Annotated in this window: 16 protein-coding genes; 6 read left to right on the forward strand and 10 right to left on the reverse strand. The window is 67.8% G+C overall.

Annotation, left to right across the window (positions count from 1 at the left end; translation table 11 throughout):
- Positions 1–308: 308 nt before the first annotated feature.
- Positions 309–713, reverse strand: coding sequence for a response regulator (locus tag IE243_RS16445; RefSeq protein ID WP_191320482.1), 405 nt, complete (start codon positions 711–713; stop codon positions 309–311).
- A gap of 325 nt (positions 714–1,038) precedes the next feature.
- Positions 1,039–3,108 (reverse strand): 3-hydroxyacyl-CoA dehydrogenase NAD-binding domain-containing protein, encoded by a 2,070-nt coding sequence (locus IE243_RS16450; protein WP_373301714.1) that lies wholly within the window; start codon positions 3,106–3,108, stop codon positions 1,039–1,041.
- Positions 3,109–3,651: 543 nt separating this feature from the next.
- Here IE243_RS16450 and IE243_RS23800 point away from each other — a divergent pair.
- Positions 3,652–4,374 carry a cold-shock protein gene (locus tag IE243_RS23800; RefSeq protein ID WP_191320484.1) on the forward strand — a complete coding sequence of 241 codons (723 nt, stop codon included), beginning with the start codon at positions 3,652–3,654 and terminating at the stop codon, positions 4,372–4,374.
- A gap of 248 nt (positions 4,375–4,622) precedes the next feature.
- On the opposite strand, the gene IE243_RS16460 is transcribed toward IE243_RS23800, so the two are convergent.
- From IE243_RS16460 to IE243_RS16480, 5 genes are all read right to left on the reverse strand, one after another.
- Entirely contained in the window at positions 4,623–5,477 is an 855-nt protein-coding gene (locus IE243_RS16460) for a hypothetical protein (RefSeq protein ID WP_191320485.1), read from the reverse strand.
- Positions 5,478–5,980: 503 nt separating this feature from the next.
- Positions 5,981–8,083 (reverse strand): hypothetical protein, encoded by a 2,103-nt coding sequence (locus IE243_RS16465; protein WP_191320515.1) that lies wholly within the window; start codon positions 8,081–8,083, stop codon positions 5,981–5,983.
- Positions 8,084–8,085: 2 nt separating this feature from the next.
- A complete protein-coding gene (locus tag IE243_RS16470; protein ID WP_191320486.1) occupies positions 8,086–11,139 on the reverse strand; it encodes a DUF4159 domain-containing protein in 3,054 nt (1,017 codons plus the stop codon).
- Positions 11,136–12,122: a DUF58 domain-containing protein gene (locus tag IE243_RS16475; protein WP_191320487.1), complete on the reverse strand. Its 987-nt coding sequence runs from the start codon at positions 12,120–12,122 to the stop codon at positions 11,136–11,138. Before IE243_RS16475 ends, IE243_RS16470 begins: the two co-directional genes overlap by 4 nt.
- Positions 12,123–12,126: 4 nt before the next feature.
- On the reverse strand, positions 12,127–13,182 hold the full coding sequence (locus IE243_RS16480; RefSeq protein ID WP_191320488.1) for an AAA family ATPase: 1,056 nt from the start codon (positions 13,180–13,182) through the stop codon (positions 12,127–12,129).
- Between the two features lie 288 nt (positions 13,183–13,470).
- Here IE243_RS16480 and IE243_RS16485 point away from each other — a divergent pair, with 288 nt between their 5' ends.
- Genes IE243_RS16485 through IE243_RS16500 form a run of 4 tightly spaced genes read left to right on the forward strand, consistent with a single transcriptional unit; the run spans position 13,471 to position 16,382 of the window.
- Positions 13,471–14,136 (forward strand): DUF1285 domain-containing protein, encoded by a 666-nt coding sequence (locus tag IE243_RS16485; RefSeq protein ID WP_373301712.1) that lies wholly within the window; start codon positions 13,471–13,473, stop codon positions 14,134–14,136.
- A gap of 28 nt (positions 14,137–14,164) precedes the next feature.
- Positions 14,165–14,845 carry a CoA pyrophosphatase gene (locus IE243_RS16490; RefSeq protein ID WP_191320517.1) on the forward strand — a complete coding sequence of 227 codons (681 nt, stop codon included), beginning with the start codon at positions 14,165–14,167 and terminating at the stop codon, positions 14,843–14,845.
- Positions 14,842–15,099: a DUF6111 family protein gene (locus tag IE243_RS16495; RefSeq protein ID WP_191320489.1), complete on the forward strand. Its 258-nt coding sequence runs from the start codon at positions 14,842–14,844 to the stop codon at positions 15,097–15,099. The genes IE243_RS16490 and IE243_RS16495 overlap by 4 nt, the downstream gene beginning before the upstream one ends.
- Entirely contained in the window at positions 15,096–16,382 is a 1,287-nt protein-coding gene (locus IE243_RS16500) for a CCA tRNA nucleotidyltransferase (protein WP_244643230.1), read from the forward strand. The genes IE243_RS16495 and IE243_RS16500 overlap by 4 nt, the downstream gene beginning before the upstream one ends.
- A 13-nt stretch (positions 16,383–16,395) precedes the next feature.
- On the opposite strand, the gene bioB is transcribed toward IE243_RS16500, so the two are convergent.
- The gene (bioB, locus tag IE243_RS16505) at positions 16,396–17,589 is read right to left on the reverse strand and encodes a biotin synthase BioB (RefSeq protein ID WP_191320490.1); all 1,194 of its coding nucleotides are present in this window, start codon (positions 17,587–17,589) and stop codon (positions 16,396–16,398) included.
- Positions 17,590–18,282: 693 nt separating this feature from the next.
- Here bioB and IE243_RS16510 point away from each other — a divergent pair.
- On the forward strand, positions 18,283–18,615 hold the full coding sequence (locus IE243_RS16510) for a hypothetical protein (RefSeq protein WP_191320519.1): 333 nt from the start codon (positions 18,283–18,285) through the stop codon (positions 18,613–18,615).
- Positions 18,616–18,721: 106 nt separating this feature from the next.
- Here IE243_RS16510 and IE243_RS16515 read toward each other — a convergent pair whose 3' ends face one another.
- The gene (locus tag IE243_RS16515; protein ID WP_191320491.1) at positions 18,722–19,438 is read right to left on the reverse strand and encodes an endonuclease V; all 717 of its coding nucleotides are present in this window, start codon (positions 19,436–19,438) and stop codon (positions 18,722–18,724) included.
- A gap of 423 nt (positions 19,439–19,861) precedes the next feature.
- On the reverse strand, positions 19,862–20,959 hold the full coding sequence (gene ychF, locus IE243_RS16520) for a redox-regulated ATPase YchF (RefSeq protein ID WP_191320492.1): 1,098 nt from the start codon (positions 20,957–20,959) through the stop codon (positions 19,862–19,864).
- Positions 20,960–21,127: the final 168 nt, after the last annotated feature.

Below are 21,127 nucleotides of genomic sequence, written 5' to 3' on the forward strand. Positions count from 1 at the left end.
ATCTTCTACAGGGCGGCGCGCCATGGCAACCCTTGAACAAGCGCTCGTTCGGTAAATTCGTTGATAAATCCACACCGACGTCGCGGTTTTGCATCCGCCTGCAACAAGCATCGTGGCTGGCGCTGGACCTGGCGCACGTAAACCATGGCGGGATAAAAATTTTCGAATGCCGGACAGAAAAGGCAATTCCTGCTGGCGCCGCCGCGAGCGTCGCCAGAGCCAACAGGTCACGCTCGCTGGCTTTCGACGTCACGCGCGGGCAAACGCGCGGGCGAACGTCCGCGTCATCGCCGGAGCGTCGTCCAGATTTATCCGAGGCGCGTCAGAACGCCCGCAGGACACTTTGTCGGCGCCGCGCCAGAAATGCGACCACGGGCCCAGTCAATGGCGGCGGCGAAGCCCGAGCTGGTGAACGGCTTGGGCAAGGCCCCCAGCACCCGCTCCGCGTCCAGGTCCACGTGGCTGGCTTCGCTGGTCACGAACAGCACGGGAACGCCAGGGTCTGCGGCGATGGCCACGCCGAGATCGGCGCCGGTCATGCCGTCCTGCAGGTTGACGTCGACGACGGCGAGATCCGGAGCCAGTTCGCGCGCCATGGCGAGGGCCGAGACGGAGTCCCCCGCCACGCCGACCGGGTCGCAGCCGAGTTCCTCCAGCAGCAGCTCATATTCCAGCGCCAGCAGCGCCTCATCTTCGATGATCAGGACACGCAAGCGAGCCTCATTGCATGGGGCATGTCCAGACGGGCGCGCGGGGCGCCGCCTGAAACGGATGCGTCAAACCGGAACCGGCGACAGGGCCGGCTCCGTCCATCCAGTTCACGCCAGGTCCCACATGCTGGTCAAGTGAGCATCGCGGCTATCCAGCGGCGAAATTCACGGCCGCCGGCGCTGCCTCCCATGGTCGGGCGTCTGCGGCGCGGACCAGGCGGCGGAAACGGCGCCCCCGCCACACGCAAAAAACCCGGCGCGCACGCCGGGTCCGGGTTCGGCGCGGCGACCGGTGAACAACCGGATCGCCGCGCGAATGCAGGCGGGATCAGAGCTGGTGCAGCTTCTTGCCTTCCGCCGCGACCTTCTCCAGCAGGGCGGACGGCTTGAAGTCATCCCCATGCTTCTGCTGGAATTCCTTCATCTTGGCCAGCACCTTGTCGGCGCCGATCAGATCGCCAAAGAACATCGGTCCGCCACGGTAGACCGGCCAGCCGTAGCCGTTGATCCAGACGATATCGACGTCCGAACCGCGGATGGCCTTGCCTTCCTCGAGGATCTTCGCGCCTTCGTTGATCATCGGGTAGATGCAGCGCTCCAGAATCTCCTCATCGGAGATCTTGCGGCGCTCAATGCCCTGCTTTTTGGCGAAGTCGAGAATGATCTTCTCGACCTCGGCCGACGGCGTCGCATTGCGCTTCTCGTCGTAGTCGTAGAAACCCCGGCCGTTCTTCTGGCCGCGACGGTCCATCTCGCAAAGCACTTCGCGCAGGGTGGACGAGGACGACTTGTCCTTCGACCAGCCGATGTCGAGACCGGCCAGATCGGACATGGCGAAGGGGCCCATGGGGAAACCGAAATCGTACAGCACGCGGTCGATGTCCCACGGCATGGCGCCTTCCAGCACCAGCTTGTTGGCTTCGCGCTGGCGCTGGGCCAGCATGCGGTTGCCGACGAAGCCGTGGCAGACGCCGACGAGCACCGGAACCTTGCCGATCTTCTTGGACAGCTTCATCACCGTGGCGATGACGTCCTTCGCTGTCTTGTCGCCGCGGACGATCTCCAGCAGCTTCATGACGTTGGCCGGCGAGAAGAAGTGGGTGCCGATCACCCATTCCGGGCGCTTCGTGGCCGAAGCGATCTCGTTGACGTCAAGGTAGGAGGTGTTGGAGGCGAGGATGGCGCCCTGCTTGACGATGCCGTCGAGCTTCGCGAACACCTCTTTCTTGATGTCCATGTTCTCGTAGACGGCCTCGATGACCATGTCGCAATCGGCGAGGTCATTGAGGTCAAGGCTGGGGGTGAGCAGCCCCATGCGCTTTTCCACGTCCGCCTGGGTCAGGCGACCCTTCTTCGCGGTGTTCTCGTAGTTCTTGCGCATGATGGCGACGCCGCGATCAAGCGCTTCCTTCTGCATCTCGACGATCGTCACCGGAATGCCGGCGCTGAGGAAGTTCATCGAGATGCCGCCGCCCATGGTGCCGGCGCCGATGACGCCCACCTTGCGAACCGGCAGAACCGGGGTGTCTTCCGGCACGTCCGGAATCTTCGCGGCCTGGCGCTCGGCGAAGAAGATGTAGCGCTGGGCGGCGGACTGGGAGCCGGTCATCAGGCCTTCGAACAGGCGGCGCTCTTCCTTCATGCCCTCGGCGAACGGCAGGTTCACGGCCGCCTCAACGCACTTGATGTTGGCTTCCGGCGCATCGAAACCACGGAAACGGCGGGCGTTGGCCTTGCGGAAATCGGCGAAGATTTCCGGCTTGCCGCGCGCGGCCTCGACCTTGTCCTGCAGATCGCGGACCTTCTTCAGCGGACGGCCTTCAGCCACCAGCTTGCGGGCGAAAGCAACGGCGCCTTCACGCAGCTTGCCTTCCTCGACCAGTTCGTCGACCAGCCCGCTCTTCAGGGCCACGTCGGAATTGATGAAATCACCGCTGGTCAGATACTGCAGGGCGACTTCAGGGCCAACCAGGCGCGGCAGGCGCTGGGTGCCGCCGGCGCCGGGCAGCAGACCGAGCTTGACCTCCGGCAGGCCGACCTTGGCGGACGGAACGGCGACGCGGTAATGCGCTGTGAGCGCCACCTCGAAGCCGCCGCCCAGGGCCGTGCCGTGAATGGCCGCGACAACCGGCTTCGGCGAATTTTCCATCAGCGCCTGGACGTCCTGCAGCGCCCTGCCGCTCGGACCCTTGCCAAATTCGCTGATGTCGGCGCCGGCGATGAAGGTGCGGCCGTCGCACAGCAGCACGATGGCTTTGGCGGCCGGATCGTTGACAGCGGCGGTGAAAGCGTCGAACAGGCCGTCGCGCACAGGGGCGGACAGGGCGTTCACCGGCGGCGAATTCAGGGTAATGACGGCGACATCGCCATCCAGGGTCAGATCGGTAACTTTATTGATGGCTGCCATCGCCATTGTCTCCCTTGCAGCCCCGGTTCGGTTTGCCGCGAACAGGTCTCGCGGAGGCCAGGGCCCGTTGGTTTGATGCGCGCGATCAGAGCGGACACAACCGCTTTAGGCAACGACGTGGCAGAAGTCGAGATGACGCAGGATGACAAGATGGGAAACGCCAGCAGACCAGGGGCGCCCACAACGCAGGCGACGTAAACGGCGCAGATGCCGCCCAGACGCCGCTGCAGCGGGCAATTTGCGACCAGACTATCCGCAACACCTCGAAAGCCTCGCCGGAACCGGCGCTCAATCAGACAAAAGTTGGCGTCTTCTACAGGTGGCGACCCGAACAATGAAACTATACGCGCGATTGCCACGCCTCAAATGCATTCTGCCTCTCCGACCGTCGCGCGATCACTTTCGGGCAAGAGCCAAAAGTTTATGCTCCTGAGGGCATTTGCCCCCTTTCAACCAGCGTTAAGTAGGGTTACTAATACGTTGGCCGCTCAAGTACCGACCGCGCCTTTGAACTTTTACAAGCTGAGTATCCGGATGAGCCGAGACAACGATTTCCGCGACCGCCGCCGTTCCCGTGACCATGCCCCTGATCCGTGGGCGCACGAGATGGCGCCTTCCATGCCTTCCCGGCCATCCTACTCCCGCCAGAATGATTTCGGCGGTCCTGAGGTTGGCGCTACGGTGAAGTGGTTCAACGCCCAGAAGGGCTTTGGCTTTGTCCAGCTGACTGACGGCTCGGGCGAGGCGTTCCTCCACATCCGTCCGGTGGAAGCCGCCGGCCACTCCACGCTGGAGCCGGGCACCACCCTGACCGTGCGTGTTGGCCAGGGCCAGAAGGGCGCCCAGGTCACACAGGTCCTGGACGTTGACACCAGCACGGCGGAAGCTCCCCGTCCGCGCAGCGGCGGCTTCGGCGGCGGCGACCGTGGCGGCTTCGGCGACCGCGGCCCGCGCAGCGGCGGCTTCGGCGGTGATCGCGGCGGCTTCGGCGACCGTGGCCCGCGTCGCCCCGGCGGCCGCTTCTTTGACCCGTCCGTTCTCGACGGCGTGCCGGAGGAAGCTGGCATCGTCAAGTGGTTCAACCCTGAGCGCGGCTTCGGCTTCATCGCCCTGGAGCGCGGCGGCAAGGACGTTTTCGTCCACCAGTCCGCCCTCTCGCGTTCCGGCATTGATGAGCTGCAGGAAGGCCAGCAGGTCATCGTCAAGCTCGTCGAAGGCCCGAAGGGTCCTGAGGCTGGTTCGATCCAGCTCGGCTGATAGCGACTGGCTCCGCCCTTCCGCGAGGAAGCGCGAAGACAATCCGGATATGCAGAAAGGCGCGACCTGGTCGCGCCTTTCTTGCGTTTATGGGGGGCGGCGACGCATCCGGCGCCGGGACCAGGACGGCTCCGGAGCGGCCTCCACCCAAACTGGATCAGCAAACGCTCCAGGTTTTCATGCTTTGGCCGCACGCTGATCGACCAGACGGCTCCGGCTGGCCGGAATCCATCTGGCCGGAAAGCGCCCTAACCGCCAAACCGTCGCCAGACGCCAACAACGATTCCCCGCTCCCGCCAGGCCGTCCCGCCAGCCCAGGTTCCGAGAACGCCGGCCTGAAGCGTCCATACCGGCGACAGCTTCCACGCCACAGACGCCTGGGCCTTGTGCGACGATCCGTTGCGACCGCCCGGCGGGCCGGAAACACCAACCGGAAATGTGCTGAAGTTCTGCAGCAGCAGCAGCAACCGCGGCGTGACGTGCACGCCCAGGGTGGCGTCGAACACCCCCTCCCCATCGCTCCGCGCCGCCTCCCACCGCGTCGCAGCCCCAAAGAAGTGACGGTAGCCGGCCTGGAGGTCGACGAACCACGGCTTGCCCATCAGATGAAACTGCCGCTGCCACAGCACGCGCGCCTCGATCTCCGCCGCCCGCCGCATGACCGGGCTGGCGATATCATCGGCCTGGGCGCCGCCACGCCCGGAAACTTCCAGGGAAACCACGTCGCGCTCACCTTTCAGCAGGCGGGCGCGAAAACCGAGGCGGCCAGAGCCGCCGGCGTCAATCCGCCGCCCCGCAGCCACGAGGGTCACATCGTCGCCTGCTGTCACGGCGGCGAACCGGCTGACAGACTGAACGGTGAGACGGGGCGAAAACAGGATGGTCAACCCATCCAGCAGGCCGTACTCGGCCAGGCCCTCGATTTCGTCCTTGCGAAACGTCCCGCCCCCCTGCCCGTCCTTGCGCCGGCCCTCAGTGAAGGCGCCGGTGGCAATGATCTGCGCCGCGCCCGGCATGAGCGTCGGCGCTGCGGCCATGCCCGGCTGCCCCGACGCCAGCACCAACAGCGCGGGCGCGCCATATCGCCGGGCAAATTCCATCATCACGCCACCACTACGACAGCCCCATTCATGATGAATTCAGTACCTAAATAAAGAAATTTTCAAGTTGTTTTTATGAAAATTTCGTTAAATGGACATATTCATAAACTTATATGAAATTTACTTTATTAAATTTTAAAAGTAAATTTTACAACTTAAATCTGCGTACAACGCACCATCAAATATAGATCAGGCGCTAACTGAAATAAATATTCCAATATTCTGAAATTTCTTGCTAACCAGCTCCCGGCCTGCCGCAGCGGCGCCTGCGAGAATGGCCGTCAGCGCGCTGATAGCCTCTCCGTTCCGGGCCCGACTGCCGCCGCCGCCTCACCGGCAAACCGACGGGCAACGCAGGCGCCATGTCCGCGATGCACGCGATCCGCAACAGGCGAACTGAAGCATTTCAGGGCAAATGAAATCCGCTTCTCGTGAAGAGAACGCGTCAAACCAGAGAGCGCGAGCGTTTGTCTTGAACCCGCTTTGCCGAAGTGCTCCAGCTCCGCTCAGGAGCGGGCGCGGCTGCGGCGACCTTCACCGACCCACACCAGCAACAAGGCTCCGAGCGCGAGGCCAAGGGCGGCAAAACCGACGCCGAGGGGGATGCTGGAGACGCCGCGCACCACATGGCCATCGCGGGGGCGCAGGCCGATCCAGTCCGGCCCCGACAGCGGGCCGCTACGCGCCATCATGATGCGCGGCGTGGCCAGGGACTGATCGCCAGGCTGCAGCCGCCGCACGTCGCCGCCGCTGGCCCCGGCCAGCGGGCGCAGCCGGGTTTCATCGCTGAAAACATCGGCCAGCTCGCGTGGGTTCTGTGGTCCGGTGGCGACGAACGCCAGCAAATCGCCGGAGCGGAGTCTGTACAACCCCTGACGGCCAACCGGCATGACGCCGACGTATTCGCCAGGCTTGCGCAGGGTGAGCGGAATGCTGGTTTCGACCCCGTCCGGCGCGGTGACCAGAACGGGCTCCGGCGCATCGCCCATGGTCTGGCGCGTGATGCGGATCTCACCGCCGCGCGTCTCGGCCCGCAACGCTTCTTCTTCAAGTTGCGGCTCGCGCATCAGCCAGTGGCTGACGCGGCGCAGCAGATCGAGATAAGGACCGCCGCCCTGGAAGTTGCGCGCCCACAGCCACGCGTGATCGGACAGCAGCAACGCCACGCGCCCGCGCTGTTCGCGTTGCAGCACCAGCAACGGCTTGTTGTCCGGGCCGTCCAGCACGACGGCGCCGCGATCGACGCTGGCGCCGACCAGACGGCCCCAGGAGCCCCAGTCCGGCTCGGCGGCGTCGGCTCCGGGCAGGTCGCGGGTCACCGGGTGCCGCTTGCCAGGCTCGCTCAGCGCCGGCCGGTAAGGCGTTTCACTCACCTGCCCGTCCGGCATGGCCGGCAGCACCGCCGCGAGGGGCGTGCGGGCAAGACTGGTCGGGCTGGCGTATTCGGGGCCCGCCGACACCAGCAGCGCGCCGCCATTGCGAACATAATTGGCGATATTCTGGTAATACGCTGACGGCAGCACGCTCTGGTTGGCGTAGCGGTCGAAGATGATCAGGTCGAAATCGCGGATCTTCTGCTGGAACAACTCGCGGGTCGGAAACGGAATCAGCGACAGCTCGTTGATCGGCACGCCGTCCTGCTTCTCTGGCGGGCGCAAAATGGTGAAGTGCACCAGATCGACGCTGGCGTCGGATTTGAGCAGGTTGCGCCAGGTGCGTTCGCCCGGGTGCGGCTCGCCGGAAACCAGCAACACGCGCAGTTTCTCGCGCACGCCCTCGACCGTCAGCACGGCGCGGTTGTTGGCGAGGGTCAGTTCGCCCGGCAGCGGTTCGACCTCGATCTCGATGACGTTCGGGCCAGCGTGATCGACGCGCACGGGAATATCGACGGGACGGTTGGTGGCCAGGGTGGCGGCGCCAAGAGCAAGGCCGTCGCGGCGCAAGGTGACGCGCGCGGTTCCCGGGCCGCCACGCTCGACGATCTCGGCGCGGATCATCATGTCCTTGCCAACGATGCCAAAACGCGGCGCCTGGGTCAGGGCGACGCGGCGGTCGACTTCCTGACTCCTGCCAGTCACCAGCGCGTGGAACGGCGCGCCGGCGAAACTGGCGGCGACCTCGCCCGCGGCGGCGGCATTGGCCGGAGCGTCATGGGCGACGCCGTCGGTGATGGCGATGACGCCGGCGACACGACCGGCGGGGGCGTCGGCCAGCAGGCCGCCAAGGGCGCCGACAAGCTGGGTGCCCTCGTCGCCCGCGCCGTCTTTCACCTCAACGACACGGGTTTCGACGTTGGGCAGCGCTTCAAGCTGCCGCATCACGGCGGCGCTGGCGGCGTCGGTCTGCGTCCTGCGGTCGGCAAGGGTTTGTGAACTGGAGCGGTCGACCACAACGGCGACAATGTCTTTCAGCTTTTCACGGTTCTCCGTCACCAGCGACGGGTTGGCGAGACCGAGCAGCAACAGGCCGAGCGCCAGAACGCGCAGCAACACGATGGGGCCGAGCGCCCGCCAGCCCGCCAGGCACAGCGCCAGGCCGATGACACTGAGGACAGCCAGCGCCTGCCAGGGAAGAAACGGCGCGAAATCGATGCCGGAGGCGGCGACCATGTTCACTGGCCCAACCTCCGTAGCAGTGCGGGAAGATGCACCTGGTCCGCCTTGTAATTGCCGGTGAGCGCGTGGATGACCACATTGACGCCAACGCGCAGGGCCAGCTCGCGCTGGCGCTCCTCGCTATCGTGGCCATCGGTCGTCAGCGGCAGCATGGGCAGGCCGCTGGCGTCCACCGCCCAGGCCGCCGCCCAGTCGTTGGAGGTGATGATCACCGGCGTGACGCCGTCACCGCCGCGCGCCGGAACGCGTTCGCCATTCGCCCGCTTGGGCAGCGCCTCCACCCAGGTCTGTCCTCGGCTATAGCGACCCGGGAAGTTGTCCAGCAGATAGAACGCCTTGCCGAGGACGTGATCCTGCGGCGCCGGCTCCAGCGCCGGCAGGTCCAGGGTGCGGAGCATGCGTTGCAGTTGTGCGCCTTCCGGCGTGGTGACGCCAGGGCGGGCGGTCATGGCGTCGCGGGTGTCGAAAATGACGAGGCCGCCGCCCTTCATATAGGAATCAAGCTTGCGCAGGGCGGCGGCGTCCGGCGCCGGCCGGCCGGCCACCACCGGCCAGTAGAGCACCGGATAGAAGGCCAGCTCGTCGGTCGACGGATTGACGCCAGCCGGTTCGGCCGGCTCGAACGAGGTGCGCTGCGCCAGCGCCTCGCCAAGGCCGATGAGCCCGGCGCGGCTGACGGCGTCAACCTGCGCGTCGCCGGTGATGACGTAGGCCAGCCGGGTTTCCATGGCGGCGTCGAGATCACGCGCGGTGAAGCCGCTGACGGCGGTGCGCGGCGGCGAAGGCGGTTTCGGCGCCGCCTGTCGGGCGCGCGGCGTCGGCGCCGGCATCTGGCCTGGCGCGCGCCAGCTGTCGGGCAACTGGTATTGCGGCGTATTCAGCATGCCCTGGGCGTGCGCCGGTTCCGGGGCGACAAGCCATGCCCCGGCCGTGAAGGCTAGCGCCGTCAGCGCGGCGCTCCGGGCTGGACGGCGGCGCATCAGGCCGCCGCCAAGCAGCAGCGTCGCCAGGCAATCGGCCAAGAACAGCCCCAACGCCAGCAACAGCAGCGGATCGCGCAGATCCCGCGCGGTGCGGGCGCTTGACGGACGGGCGTCGAAACCGCTGAAATCGATGGCTGTCAGCACATCGCCAGCCTCCAGCACGTTGACGGCGCGACTGGCGGCAACCGGGCCGTAGAAGCCGGCCGGATGGGCGAGACTGGCGCGGCCAGCGAAATCCGCCGTCACGCCGCGCGCCGTCGCCGGCGGATCGCGCCACAGGCCGAAGCCATCGAGCATGCGGCGGGGCGGCAACGCCGCGGGCCGGGCCGGGGTCCGGGCATTGTCCCGGACCTCTTCAGCATCCTCACTGGCGTTCTGGCCAGCAGGCTGCTCCGGGGCGGAATCGGGAGCCATGGCGACGATGCGCTGCAGCATCTGCACGAAGGCGCCGGACATGGGCAGGTTGGACCAGGATGGGTCGGCGGTGACATGGAACAGCACCAGCAGCCCCTCGCCGTCGCGCCGCGCCGTCACCACCGGGGTGCCGTCAGCCAGCGAGGCCCAGGTGCGGCCAGGCAGATCGCCGTCCGGCTCCGCCAGCAACTGGCGGCGCACGGTGATCTCCTCAGGCGCGTCGATGCCCGCGAACGGCCCGTCGCGATTGAACGGCGCCAGGGTTTTGGGCGTCTCCCACGACAGGGCGCCGCCAAGATTGCGACCATCGCCGCGCAGCCGGACCGGCAACAGGCGATCGACCGGATTGTAGGCGCCGGCGTCAGCGGCGCCCGACGCTCCCATGTCGGGGCCTCCGGCGGCGGCGAGACGGGGGCCGGCAAACCGCACCAGCACGCCGCCAGAGCGAACCCACGCCTCCAGCCGCTGCCGCATGGCGGGCTCCAGGCCGCCCACATCAGCCAGCACGATCACGGAGGCCTGCTCGTCGATCAACGCGCCAATCGCCGCGGAAGCGCCCATGCGCGGCTCGCGGATCTCGGCGGTGGGCGCCAGGGCCCGGTCCACGTACCAGGTGGGCGACAGCAGGGGTTGCGCCATGTCTGCGGTGACGCCGGTGACGAGGCCAACCCGGCGGCGCTGGTTGCGCCGGTCGAGCAGGGTCACGGCCTGGGCGGTCTGCTGGCCGACAATATCAATGCGGGCGGCGCGGTTGCGCATTTCGATGGGCAGATTGATCCGCGCCTGGGTTTCAACCGCGCCGGCGGCCAGGGTAAAGCCGCCTTCACCCAGCGGCAGGCCGCGCATGTCGAAGGCGCGCGCCATGCCCTGCGCCATCCCCTGGGCGGTGGCGCGGACGATCCGCGCCTCCAGGCCATCAGCGCCGTTGACGACGCCGGCAAGCGCCAGGGCGGCGGCGGGCGCGTCGCCGTAGATGATCAACTGTCCGCCCGAGGCGTCGGTGAGGTCGCTGGCGAACTGGCGCGCGGCGGCGGCTTGCGCTCCCGGCTTGCCCGCCAGGTCGACGCCATCGCTGATCCAGACAACGCGGGCGCCGGGCTGGGACCGCAGCCAGGCGCGGATGTGGTCGCGCCAGGCCAGACGGTCGGGCGCGAAAGCCTGCGGAGCGAGTGCGCCGAGCCGGCGCAAAATCGCCGCGGCGGTTTCCGGCGACTGGGACGCCGGCGTTTCGCCGGTGGCGAACATGGCGATGGGCGCGCCGGCGCGACCGGCGGTCTCCACCAGCCGGCTGGCCAGGTCAATTCGCGTCGCCCAGTCGTGGGCGCTGGCGGCGCCGCTGTCGATCACCAGCGCCAGCGGCGCGCTGGCCTGGCCGGCGGCCTCATCGCCGGCGCGCGGGTTCCAGACGGGTCCGGCCACCGCCAGAATCACGCAGGCGGCCAGCAACAGACGCAGCGCGGTCAACCACCAGGGCGTGCGGGCCGGCGTTTCCCGCCGGGCATGGAGATGGGCGAACAGCTTGAGCGGCGGAAACACCAGATGGCGCGGCGCCGGCGGCGTGACGCGCAGCAGCAGCCAGATAGCCGGCAGCGCGGCCAGCGCCAGCAACGCCAGCGGCGCGGCGAACGACAGGCTGGCGAACCACCCGATCATGCGCCGCTCCCGCTTGCGTGCAGCTCGCCAGCGCGGCCCGTGACGGGAGCGCCCATCAGCGTCAGCAGGCGCAAGGCCGCCTCGCTGGCTGGCCTGTCCGTGCGGTGCAGGGTCAACGACCAGCCCCAGCGCGCGGCGATTTCAGCCAGCTCCGCCCGGTGGCGGGCCAGAGCGACGCGGTAGCCGTCGCCCCAGCCGCTGGCGTCGCCAATGCGCAGCCGTTCAGCGCCATCGGCGGTTTCCAGCATGATCTGGCCGGAGAACGGAAAGCTTTCCTCGACGGGATCGGCGATCAGCACGAGGTGACCCCGCGCGCCCTGATGCGCCAGAGCGCGGATGCGCGCCGCAAGCGCCTCGGGCTGGTTGAGAAAATCGCTGACCAGGACGATGGCGGCGGCGCGGGCGACGCTGGCGCCCGGCGGCAGATCCGGCTGATCGTCTCTGGTCTCGCGCAGCCGCAGGGCGCAGGCCCCCGCCAGCCGCTCCAGCGCCGCGGCGCCGCCAGTCGTCTGGCCTTCACCCAGCAATCCGACGCGTTCGCCGGCCTGGGCCAGGGCGCCTGCCAGGCCAAGACCCAGCGTCAGGGCGCGGCCAGCCTTGCTGTCCATCGCGAGGCTTGAGCGAAAGCCCATGGAGGACGACAGGTTGACCCACAGCCACACGGTCTGGGCCGCTTCCCATTCCCGCTGGCGCACATGCAACCGGTCGTCGCGGCCGGAGCGGCGCCAGTCGATCCGCGCGGCGGCTTCGCCCGGCACATAGGGGCGGAACTGCCAGAAATTCTCGCCGACGCCGGCGCGGCGGCGGCCATGCACGCCAGACACAGAGGCGGCGACACGCCTGGCCTCCAGAACGATGCGCGGCAGGCGTTCCGCCAGGTCGCGCGCCCGCTCGACGGCGCCCGGCGCAGCGGAAGCCTCGCCCTGACGCCTTGGCGCCAGCAAGCCAGCGACAGAAACGGCCTGCGCCCGGACGCGCGCCATCGGCTCAGCCCAGCCGCGCCACGAGGCGGTCGATCAGGCTTGCGACAGAAACGCCGTCGGCCCGCGCGGAGAAGGTCAGCGCCATGCGATGGCGCAGCACCGGCCCGGCCAGCGCGGCCAGATCGTCCATGGAGGGCGCGAGGCGCCCGTCGAGCAATGCCCGGGCGCGGGCGGCCAGCATCAGCGCCTGGCTGGCGCGGGGGCCAGGCCCCCAGGACAGGTGGCTGGCGATTTCCGCGTCGCCAGCCTCGGGACGGGCGGCGCGCACCATGTCGAGAATCGCCTCCACCACCCGCTCGCCCACCGGCAGCTGCCGCACCAGACGTTGCGCCTGCATCAACTCGGCGGCGGCGAGCGCCTGTTGCGGGCGCGCTTCATCGTTGCCGGTGGTTTCCAGCAGGATGCGGCGCTCGGCTTCCCGGTCCGGATAGGGCACGTCGATCTGCAACAGGAAACGGTCGAGCTGGGCTTCCGGCAGCGGATAGGCGCCCTCCTGCTCAATGGGGTTTTGCGTCGCCAGCACGTGGAACGGCGCCGGCAGGTCGTGGCGCTCGCCGGCCACGGTCACGTGACGCTCCTGCATGGCCTGGAGCAGGGCCGACTGGGTGCGCGGGCTGGCGCGGTTGATTTCGTCGGCCATCAGCAACTGGGCGAACACCGGGCCGCGCACGAAGCGGAACGAGCGGCGGCCGTGTTCGTCCTCATCAAGGATTTCGCTGCCGAGAATATCGGAGGGCATCAGATCGGGCGTGAACTGCACGCGCCGCGTCTGCATGCCGAGCACCACGCCCAGAGCGTCGACGAGGCGGGTTTTCGCCAGTCCCGGCAGGCCGACGAACAGGCCATGGCCGCCAGCGAGGATCGTCACCAGCGCCTGGTCGATCACCTCCTGCTGGCCGAAGACAACCCCGCCAATGGCCTGGCGGGCGCGCGCCAGCGCCGCCAGCGTCTGGTCCACCGCCGCGCCGGCCTCAGCCTGCGCCTCAACCACCCGCGTCCCGGCGAAAGCCTGTGTGTCGCCGGGGCCATATCCCGCATGCCCGGTGGGCTGGATCGTCATGCGCGCTGCTCTCCTGGAATCCTGCCTGGAACCCTGCCTGGAATCTGTCGTCGCGGGGCCGGCGCTTCGCCGACCCACGCTGTTCCTGCATACGATGGTTTGCCGGCGCGCGCATCCTGCTTTGGCCAGCGCTGATCGCGAAACCTGGATGACGAACGCCAGACGGTAAATACCGGCCGTATCAATTCACGCCAAAGAGCCAGCAATAGGGCAAGCCGGTTTTTCCATACGGCGCATCGTGGTCTATGATGGGCGCCGAATATCTGACAAGCAGGCCGGGAGAAGCATGTGAACCAGGTCGCCGGAAAGCCGGGGAACGCCAGCAACCCTTCAGCCGGGCGCCAGACGAATGGCCCACAGGCCGGCCAGCCAGCCGGGCTCGACAGCCTGTTCGCGGCGCTCGGCCCCGTGGGCGACGCCGACGGCCCGGCCCCGCCGCGACCGGTCGACAAATGGAATCCTGAGTTCTGCGGCGACATCAACATGCGCATCGCCGCCGACGGAACCTGGTTCTACATGGGCACGCCCATCGGCCGGCATGCGCTGGTCAAGCTGTTCGCCTCGATCCTGCGCAAGGATCCGGAGCGTTACGTGCTGGTGACGCCGGTGGAGCGCGTCGGCATACAGGTGGAGGACGCCCCGTTCATCGCCGTGGAAATGGCCATGCAGGGCGCGGGCGACAGCCAGAGCATCAGCTTCCGCACCAATGTGGACGACGTGGTGCAGGTAGGGCCGGATCATCCGCTGCGCTTCGAGCGTGACGCGGAAGGCGGACTGAAGCCTTACGTGCGGGTGCGCGGCGATCTGTGGGCGCTGGTGAAGCGGGCGCTGATGTATGACCTGGCGGAGCTGGGCGTGGAGCAGCCGGCGGCGGACGGCGGCGAGGCGCAGTTCGGCGTGCGCAGCAACGGCGGCTTCTTCCCCATGGCGCGGGTCAGCGAGCTGGCCGTCTGATACAACGATAACAACAATGGTGACCGGGATGCTGGCGGAGCAGAAAGCGGCGGGGGACGGAGACCGGGACAGGGGCGGGCCATACAGTCTGGAAAGCTTCGTGGCGCGCAGCCGCGATCACCTCTACGCCTCGCCGCCGGCCATCGGCGGGCCGCTGTCCAACCCTGGAGGCGACCATGCGCTCAACAGTGATTTCAGCCCGCCGTTTGACGAAAAGGCCGCCCGGCCCGCCGCCGTGCTGATTCCGGTGGTGCGCCGGCCTGATCCGACGGTGCTGCTGACCCAGCGTCCTTCGGCGATGCGCAGTCACGCCGGCCAGGTGGCGTTTCCCGGCGGCAAGGTCGATCCGGAAGACGGCACGCCGCTCAACGCCGCCTTGCGCGAGGCGGAGGAGGAGGTAGGCCTTGGCCGGCGCTTCGTGACGCCGCTCGGCTATCTCGACCCCTATCTCACGGGATCCGGTTTCCGCATCATTCCGGTGGTCAGCGTGGTCGAGCCTGGCTTCCGACTGACGCTCAACCCCGATGAGGTGGAGGCGGCGTTCGAGGTGCCCCTCGCCTTCCTGATGAACCCGGTCAACCATGAGCTGCGCTCGGCCGAATGGCAGGGCCAGCTGCGCCGCTATTACGCCATGCCCTATGGCGAGCGCTTCATCTGGGGCGCCACCGCGGGCATCATTCACAACATGTACCAGAAGTTTTACGGGTGAGCCGGATTGTGTTCGAACAGCTGGCGCTGTTCCTCACCCCCTTCGCGGTTTTCGCCTTTTACCTGCTGCTGCGCCGGCGCAACCCGCTGACGCGCGCGCCATGGGACGGCAGGACGCTGTGGCTCGCCGTCGCCGGCCTTGGCCTCGTGGTGGCGGTGATGGTGCTCACCGGCCTCACCCAGCAGCGTTCGCCTGGCGGCTACACGCCGCCGCGCATGGAAAACGGACAGCTCAAACCAGGCGGTTTCCAGTGACATCAGCCACGCTGACGCCGGGACAGGGCGACGCCCTGCAGGCCCTGCTGCAACGCCCCCGGGTGGCGCGGCTGTTCGCCGCCCTGGATGGAAACGGCGAGGAGCTGCGCATCGTTGGCGGCGCCGTCCGCGACGCCCTGCTCGGCCTGCCGGTGACGGAAATCGACCTTGCCGCCACCTCCACGCCGGAACAAACCACGGCGCGGGCGCGACGCGCCGGGCTGAAAAGCGTTCCCACCGGCGTCGACCATGGCACGGTCACCGTTATCGTCGATCGTGAGCCATTCGAAATCACCACCCTGCGCGAGGACGTCGAGACCGATGGCCGTCGGGCCCAGGTGCGTTTCGGCCGCGACTTTGACGCCGACGCCCTGCGCCGCGACTTCACCATCAACGCCATGTCGCTGGACGGCCAGGGGCGGCTGCATGACCCGGCCGGCGGGCTGACGGACCTCGGCGATCCGGCGGGCGGGCGCGGTCCCAGAGTGCGCTTCATCGGCGATGCGACGACGCGGATTCGCGAGGACTATCTGCGGACCTTGAGGTTTTTCCGTTTTCACGCCCGCTTCGGGCAGGATGCGCCAGATCCGGACGGCTTCGCCGCCGCCATCGCCTGCCGCGACGGGCTCGACCAGCTGTCGCGCGAGCGGGTGCGGGCCGAACTGTTAAAGCTGCTGGCGGCGCCTGGCGCGGCGGAGGCCATCACGTTGATGTCCGGCGCCAGTCTGTTGCACCGCGTTTCCGGCATTGTCGCGGAGCCTGGACGGCTGGAGCGGCTGGTCGTCCGCGAGGATCGACATGGCGCGGCGGCCGATGCGCTGCTGCGGCTGGCGGCGGCTGCGGTGCGGGTGGCGGAAGATGCGCGGGCCTTGCAGGAGCGGCTGCGACTGTCCGGGGCCGAAGCGATGCGCCTCGGCAATCTGGCCCGGGCGCAGGAGCGACTGCACGGCGCCCGGCGCCTCTCACTGGCGGCGGCGCGCGCCATGGCGGCGGAGCTGGGCGGCGAGGCGCTGACCGACGCCGTCGCCCTTGTCGACGGCGCCCCATGGTTCCAGGCCGGGGATAACGCCAGAGATTATGTGGCCGCCCTCGCCGCCGGCGCGGCGGCGCCGGTCTTCCCCCTGCGCGGGGCCGATCTGCTGGCGCTCGGCGTGACGCCCGGGCCAGCCGTCGGCGCCATGATGGCGGCGCTCAGGACGCACTGGCTGGACGCAGGTTGCCCCGAGGGCGCTGCGGCGCGCGCCGGCCTGCTGGCGCACGCCACGGACATGGCGGCAGGCTGAAGCGCTTCCGGCTTCAGGCGGCCGCGCCGCAGCCGCAGCTTCCGCAGCCGCAACCGCCGCTTTCCGCCGGCGACGGCGCCGAGCCGAGGTCCAGCACGTCGCGCCGCGAGGCGGCGTGATCATGAGCATGATCATGGTCGTGCGCCGGCTCTTCCAGCGTCAGCCGGGCGGCGCGGACGCCGAGGCGGCGGAACAGCGCCACGTCAGAATCCTGTTCGGGATTGTCGGCGGTGAGCAGGGTGTCGCCGGCGAAGATGGAATTGGCGCCTGCGAAGAAGCACAGGGCCTGCATTTCGTCGCTCATGGCCGTGCGTCCGGCTGACAGGCGCACCACCGATTCGGGCATCATGATGCGGGCCGTGGCGACGGTGCGGACGAAGGCGATGGGGTCGAGCGGCGGGGCGTTTTCCAGCGGCGTGCCCGGAATCGGGATCAGCATGTTCACCGGCACGCTCTCGGGATGGGCCGGCAGGTTGGCCAGGGTCAGCAGCATGCTGACGCGGTCTTCCGCCTCCTCGCCCATGCCGACGATGCCGCCGCAGCACACCTTGATGCCGGCGCTGCGCACGTTCTCCAGCGTCTGCAGGCGATCTGAAAACGCGCGGGTGGTGATGACCTTACTGTAATAGGCCGGCGAGGTGTCGATGTTGTGGTTGTAGTAGTCCAGTCCGGCGTCGGCGAGACGCGCGGCGTCGTCCGGCGTCAGCATGCCCAGGGTCATGCAGGTTTCCATCCCCATGGCGCGGACGCCCTGCACCATGGCGACCACGGCGTCCATATCGCGGGTCTTGGGATTGCGCCATGCCGCGCCCATGCAATAGCGGGTGGCTCCGGCGTCGCGCGCCTTGCGCGCCTCGGTCAGCACCCGCTCCACCTCCATCAGCTTCGAGGCCTTCAGGCCCGACTCATGGTGGGCTGACTGGCTGCAATAGCCGCAATCCTCCGGGCAGCCGCCGGTCTTGATGCTGAGCAGGCGGGCCAGCTCGACCTGGTTGGGATCGAAATGGCGGCGGTGGACGGTCTGGGCGGCGAACAGGAGATCGCTGAACGGCGCGTCATGGATTGCCTGGGCTTCCTCCCGGCTCCAGTCATGGCGCACGCCGGCGTCGATGAAACGGGTGACCGGCAGGCCTGCGGACGCGGCGGAAGACGGCGGCGTTGCAAGGCCTTCGGCCTGATTGGCTGGGGTCTGGTCCAGGCGCGCCATCCGCGTCTCCTTTTATCTATTAAAATGACGATCTGCTGGTTTCAGTTTCCAGAAGCGCCGGACGGACGCAAGAGGCGTCATGCAGGGGACTGGCGGGCGGACCATCGAAAGGCATGAATTACGGCAATAATTTATATAAATCAGCCACATGTACGATAGCGGCCAAGCATATGCGACGCGCGCAGAGATCCTGACATTATAGATTTATGCGCTGGTCGATTGTTTGCGCCTGCGACAATGAATTGAGAATAATATATAAATCGCCACCCTGCGGGCTGCCAAAGCGCCCGCCGCTGTTTCCCGGCCCGATTGGTCCCCGCGCCTGACCGGAACCGCCCGTCGTGAGTCCCAACCGTCGTGCCCGCACGTACTGCGCGCATCCACGTTGTTCCAGGACGTAAAGCTTGCGGATCGGCCGGTTTCGCCAGGAGCCGGGTCAGGCGCGGCCATCACGGCGCAATGCCTGGCGGCTAGCGCCGGGGCAACTTTTGGCCCGTGTTCCGACGCCAGCCCACTGAAACAGCTGCTCCGCCTGCAAAAACACCGGCCGGCGCCGCCCGAATGCGCAACGATGGCGTCGAGGCTGTCGCTTTCATCCGCCGGTCACGCTAACCTGTCATCGCGTGAACAGCGGACTCCATTTCTCTTGGTCTTTCGTCTCTTGGTCTTTCGGTCTCTTGCAGGGAGGCAGCCATGGCGGACAGCAGATCCAGACCCGCGCTGATCGCACGGCGAATCGCGGCGCGGCGCGACCAGGCCAGCCAGCAAGGCCCCGGCGAAGGGCCGCCGGCGGCGGCGTCTCCACCCTCCTTCCATGACGCCAGTCATGATGCAGCGTCCGTGGTCAATCTGAGCGCATGGCGACGTGAATGTTTCACGCTGCCGCCCGCGGAAGCGCGGGAAACGGCGCGGGACTGGCTCGCCCGCTATCCACGGGCGCGCTGGCGCTCGGAAATCGAGAACTGGCGCATCGTCGGGGACAATCTGGTGCAGTTCACCATGCGCCGCTTGCCCCAAGCGGAGTAGACAGGCCAAACCGGCTGCGCATGCTGGCAATGACACGACGCATTTCCTCACGGAAACGCTTTGGCGCCGCCTGCCCCGGGTCCGACGGAGCAAGGGCGCCTGACGGTCACACGCCAGACAGCTTCGGCTGGCTCGCCGCCGTCAGCGCGGCGGCGCGGTGGGCGGCGCGCACCGGCTCGGGCAAACGGAAGCGGCTGAGGCAGGCGCTGACCAGCGCCACGGCGCTGGCCTGGTCGATCAGATGACCGGGCGAGACATAGACCGGCGCGACATTGGCGCGGGTGCGCAGCACGGCGCCAATGCATGGCGGCGATGGCTCCGCTGATGTCGGCGGTCGCGCCAGCAAGGCCGCCGCCTCGCCCTGCAAGGGTCCTGGACCGGCGCTCCAGCCGGTGAGCCGTGTCTTGGCGCAACCGACGCTGGGCCGCCCAAGCCACAACCCCATATGGCTGGCGACGCCGATCCCGCGTGGGTGGGCGCAGCCGGCGCCGTCGAAAATGAGCGCGTCCGGTTCGGTTTTCAGCCGGGCGAAGGCCTCCTCCAGCACCGGCCCTTCACGAAACGTCAGCAGGCCAGGCACATAGGGAAACGGCGTTGGCGCATCGGCCAGCACGGTTTCCACCACCTGCAGATCAGGGAACGACAGCACAACGACGGCGGCGCGCGACAGCCCCTCGCGCACGCTGACGTCGACGCCGGCGACGTGGCGAATGGCGGAGAGATCCAGCGGCCTGTCCAGCACCAGCTGTCCGGCCAGTTGCTTTTGCAGGGCGATGGCCTCGCGCGGGGTGACGGCCCAGTCGTGAAGGTGGGGAATGTGCATGGCGCAAACATGCGCCGCGATCGCTGGCTTTTCCAGATGCTGCGACGATAGCGGGCAGTGGCGGCCGGTGGGCGGCGGGTTGCTGGCGGACGCGCGGATGTTACGGCCGGGCCCTATACGGCCAGCAACCTGCCCGGCGGCATGTTGGCATTGTTCCCGCGTCAGGCCGCGCCTGCTGCGGGCAGCCACGGAAAGCCGGATAGACAGGCGTTGTTCCGCCGCGCATGTGCGCGCTGCGTGGATGGCCGGGACAGGCCGGCCATGACGGGTTGGGCGCGCCGAAGCCAGGCGGGTCCTTCCAGCGCCGGCCTTTCGCCAGACGTCAGCAGACCTGACGCCGTGGAGAGACGGCGCATGTAATGACAGTGCATGGAGAAACGGCGGCGACGGGCGAGTTCCAGCCCGCGCCGCCGTTCCGGCGCCTCAGTTGTTGAAGCGGAAGTGCAACACGTCGCCGTCAGCGACGACGTACTCCTTGCCTTCAAGCCGCAGCTTGCCGGCGTCACGGGCGCCGGCTTCGCCCTTCAACGTGACGTAGTCGTTGTAGGCGATGGTCTCGGCGCGGATGAAGCCCTTCTCGAAGTCACTGTGAATGACGCCGGCGGCCTTGGGGGCTTTTGTGCCGGTGGTGATCGTCCAGGCGCGGGCTTCCTTCGGGCCGACGGTGAAATAGGTGATGAGGCCGAGCAGATCGTAGCCGGTGCGGATGACGCGGTTGAGGCCAGGTTCGGTCAGGCCGATCGCCTCCAGATAGTCCTTCTGCTCCTCCTCCGGCAGCACGGCGATCTCGCTCTCGATGGCGGCGGAGACGACGACGGCGCGGGCGCCCTCTTCCTGCGCCCGGGCGAACACCTTCGCGGAATGATCGTTGCCGTTTTCGGCCGAAGCCTCTTCGACGTTGCAGACATACAGCACGGGCTTGGAGGTGAGCAGACCGAGCTGGCGGAAGGCGAATTCCTCTTCCGGCTTCACTTCAAGCAGGCGGGCGGGCTTGCCGTCGCGCAGCAGGACCAGGGCGCGGTTGACCAGTTCGATCTGCTCCTTCGCCTCCTTGTCGCCGCCACGGGCGCGCTTCTCGAGGCCCGGGATGCGCTTCTCGAGGCTCTCCAGATCGGCGAGCATCAGCTCGGTTTCGATGGTCTCGATGTCAGCCAGCGGATCAACCTTGCCGTCGACGTGGGTGACGTCGCCGTCCTCGAAGCAGCGCACCACGTGGGCGATGGCGTCGCACTCGCGGATATTGCCGAGGAACTGGTTGCCGAGGCCCTCGCCCTTCGAGGCGCCGCGCACCAGGCCGGCGATGTCAACGAAGGTCAGGCGGGTCGGGAGGATCTGCTGCGAACCGGCGATGGCCGACAAGGCGTCAAGACGCGGATCGGGCACGGCCACGTCGCCAACGTTCGGCTCGATGGTGCAGAACGGATAATTCGCCGCCTGCGCCGCCGCCGTCTGCGTCAGCGCGTTGAACAGGGTCGACTTGCCGACATTCGGCAAACCAACGATTCCGCATTTGAAGCCCATGACCACTCCACCGCAGCATTTTCAGGACCGGGCGGCTCCGCCGCGCGCGCCGAAAATGCGCCAAAGCAAAAAAAGGGGCGCGCGGCAAACCGCAACCCCTCGAACCATTTCCGGATTTTGCCGGATTTTGCGCATCCATAGAACAAGTTCCCCCCGGATGGAAACGGT

It is taken from the genome of Camelimonas fluminis (assembly GCF_014656355.1).
GTDB classification, from domain to species: Bacteria; Pseudomonadota; Alphaproteobacteria; order Rhizobiales; family Beijerinckiaceae; genus Camelimonas; species Camelimonas fluminis.

Bases quoted from the DNA above. Each gene is read 5' to 3' on its own strand.
- IE243_RS23800 (WP_191320484.1), top strand. From the start codon at position 3,652: ATGAGCCGAGACAACGATTTCCGCGACCGCCGCCGTTCCCGTGACCAT.
- IE243_RS16460 (WP_191320485.1), bottom strand. From the start codon at position 5,477: ATGATGGAATTTGCCCGGCGATATGGCGCGCCCGCGCTGTTGGTGCTG.
- IE243_RS16465 (WP_191320515.1), bottom strand. From the start codon at position 8,083: ATGGTCGCCGCCTCCGGCATCGATTTCGCGCCGTTTCTTCCCTGGCAG.
- IE243_RS16470 (WP_191320486.1), bottom strand. From the start codon at position 11,139: ATGATCGGGTGGTTCGCCAGCCTGTCGTTCGCCGCGCCGCTGGCGTTG.
- IE243_RS16475 (WP_191320487.1), bottom strand. From the start codon at position 12,122: ATGGCGCGCGTCCGGGCGCAGGCCGTTTCTGTCGCTGGCTTGCTGGCG.
- IE243_RS16480 (WP_191320488.1), bottom strand. From the start codon at position 13,182: ATGACGATCCAGCCCACCGGGCATGCGGGATATGGCCCCGGCGACACA.
- IE243_RS16490 (WP_191320517.1), top strand. From the start codon at position 14,165: ATGCTGGCGGAGCAGAAAGCGGCGGGGGACGGAGACCGGGACAGGGGC.
- bioB (WP_191320490.1), bottom strand. From the start codon at position 17,589: ATGGCGCGCCTGGACCAGACCCCAGCCAATCAGGCCGAAGGCCTTGCA.
- IE243_RS16510 (WP_191320519.1), top strand. From the start codon at position 18,283: ATGGCGGACAGCAGATCCAGACCCGCGCTGATCGCACGGCGAATCGCG.
- IE243_RS16515 (WP_191320491.1), bottom strand. From the start codon at position 19,438: ATGCACATTCCCCACCTTCACGACTGGGCCGTCACCCCGCGCGAGGCC.
- ychF (WP_191320492.1), bottom strand. From the start codon at position 20,959: ATGGGCTTCAAATGCGGAATCGTTGGTTTGCCGAATGTCGGCAAGTCG.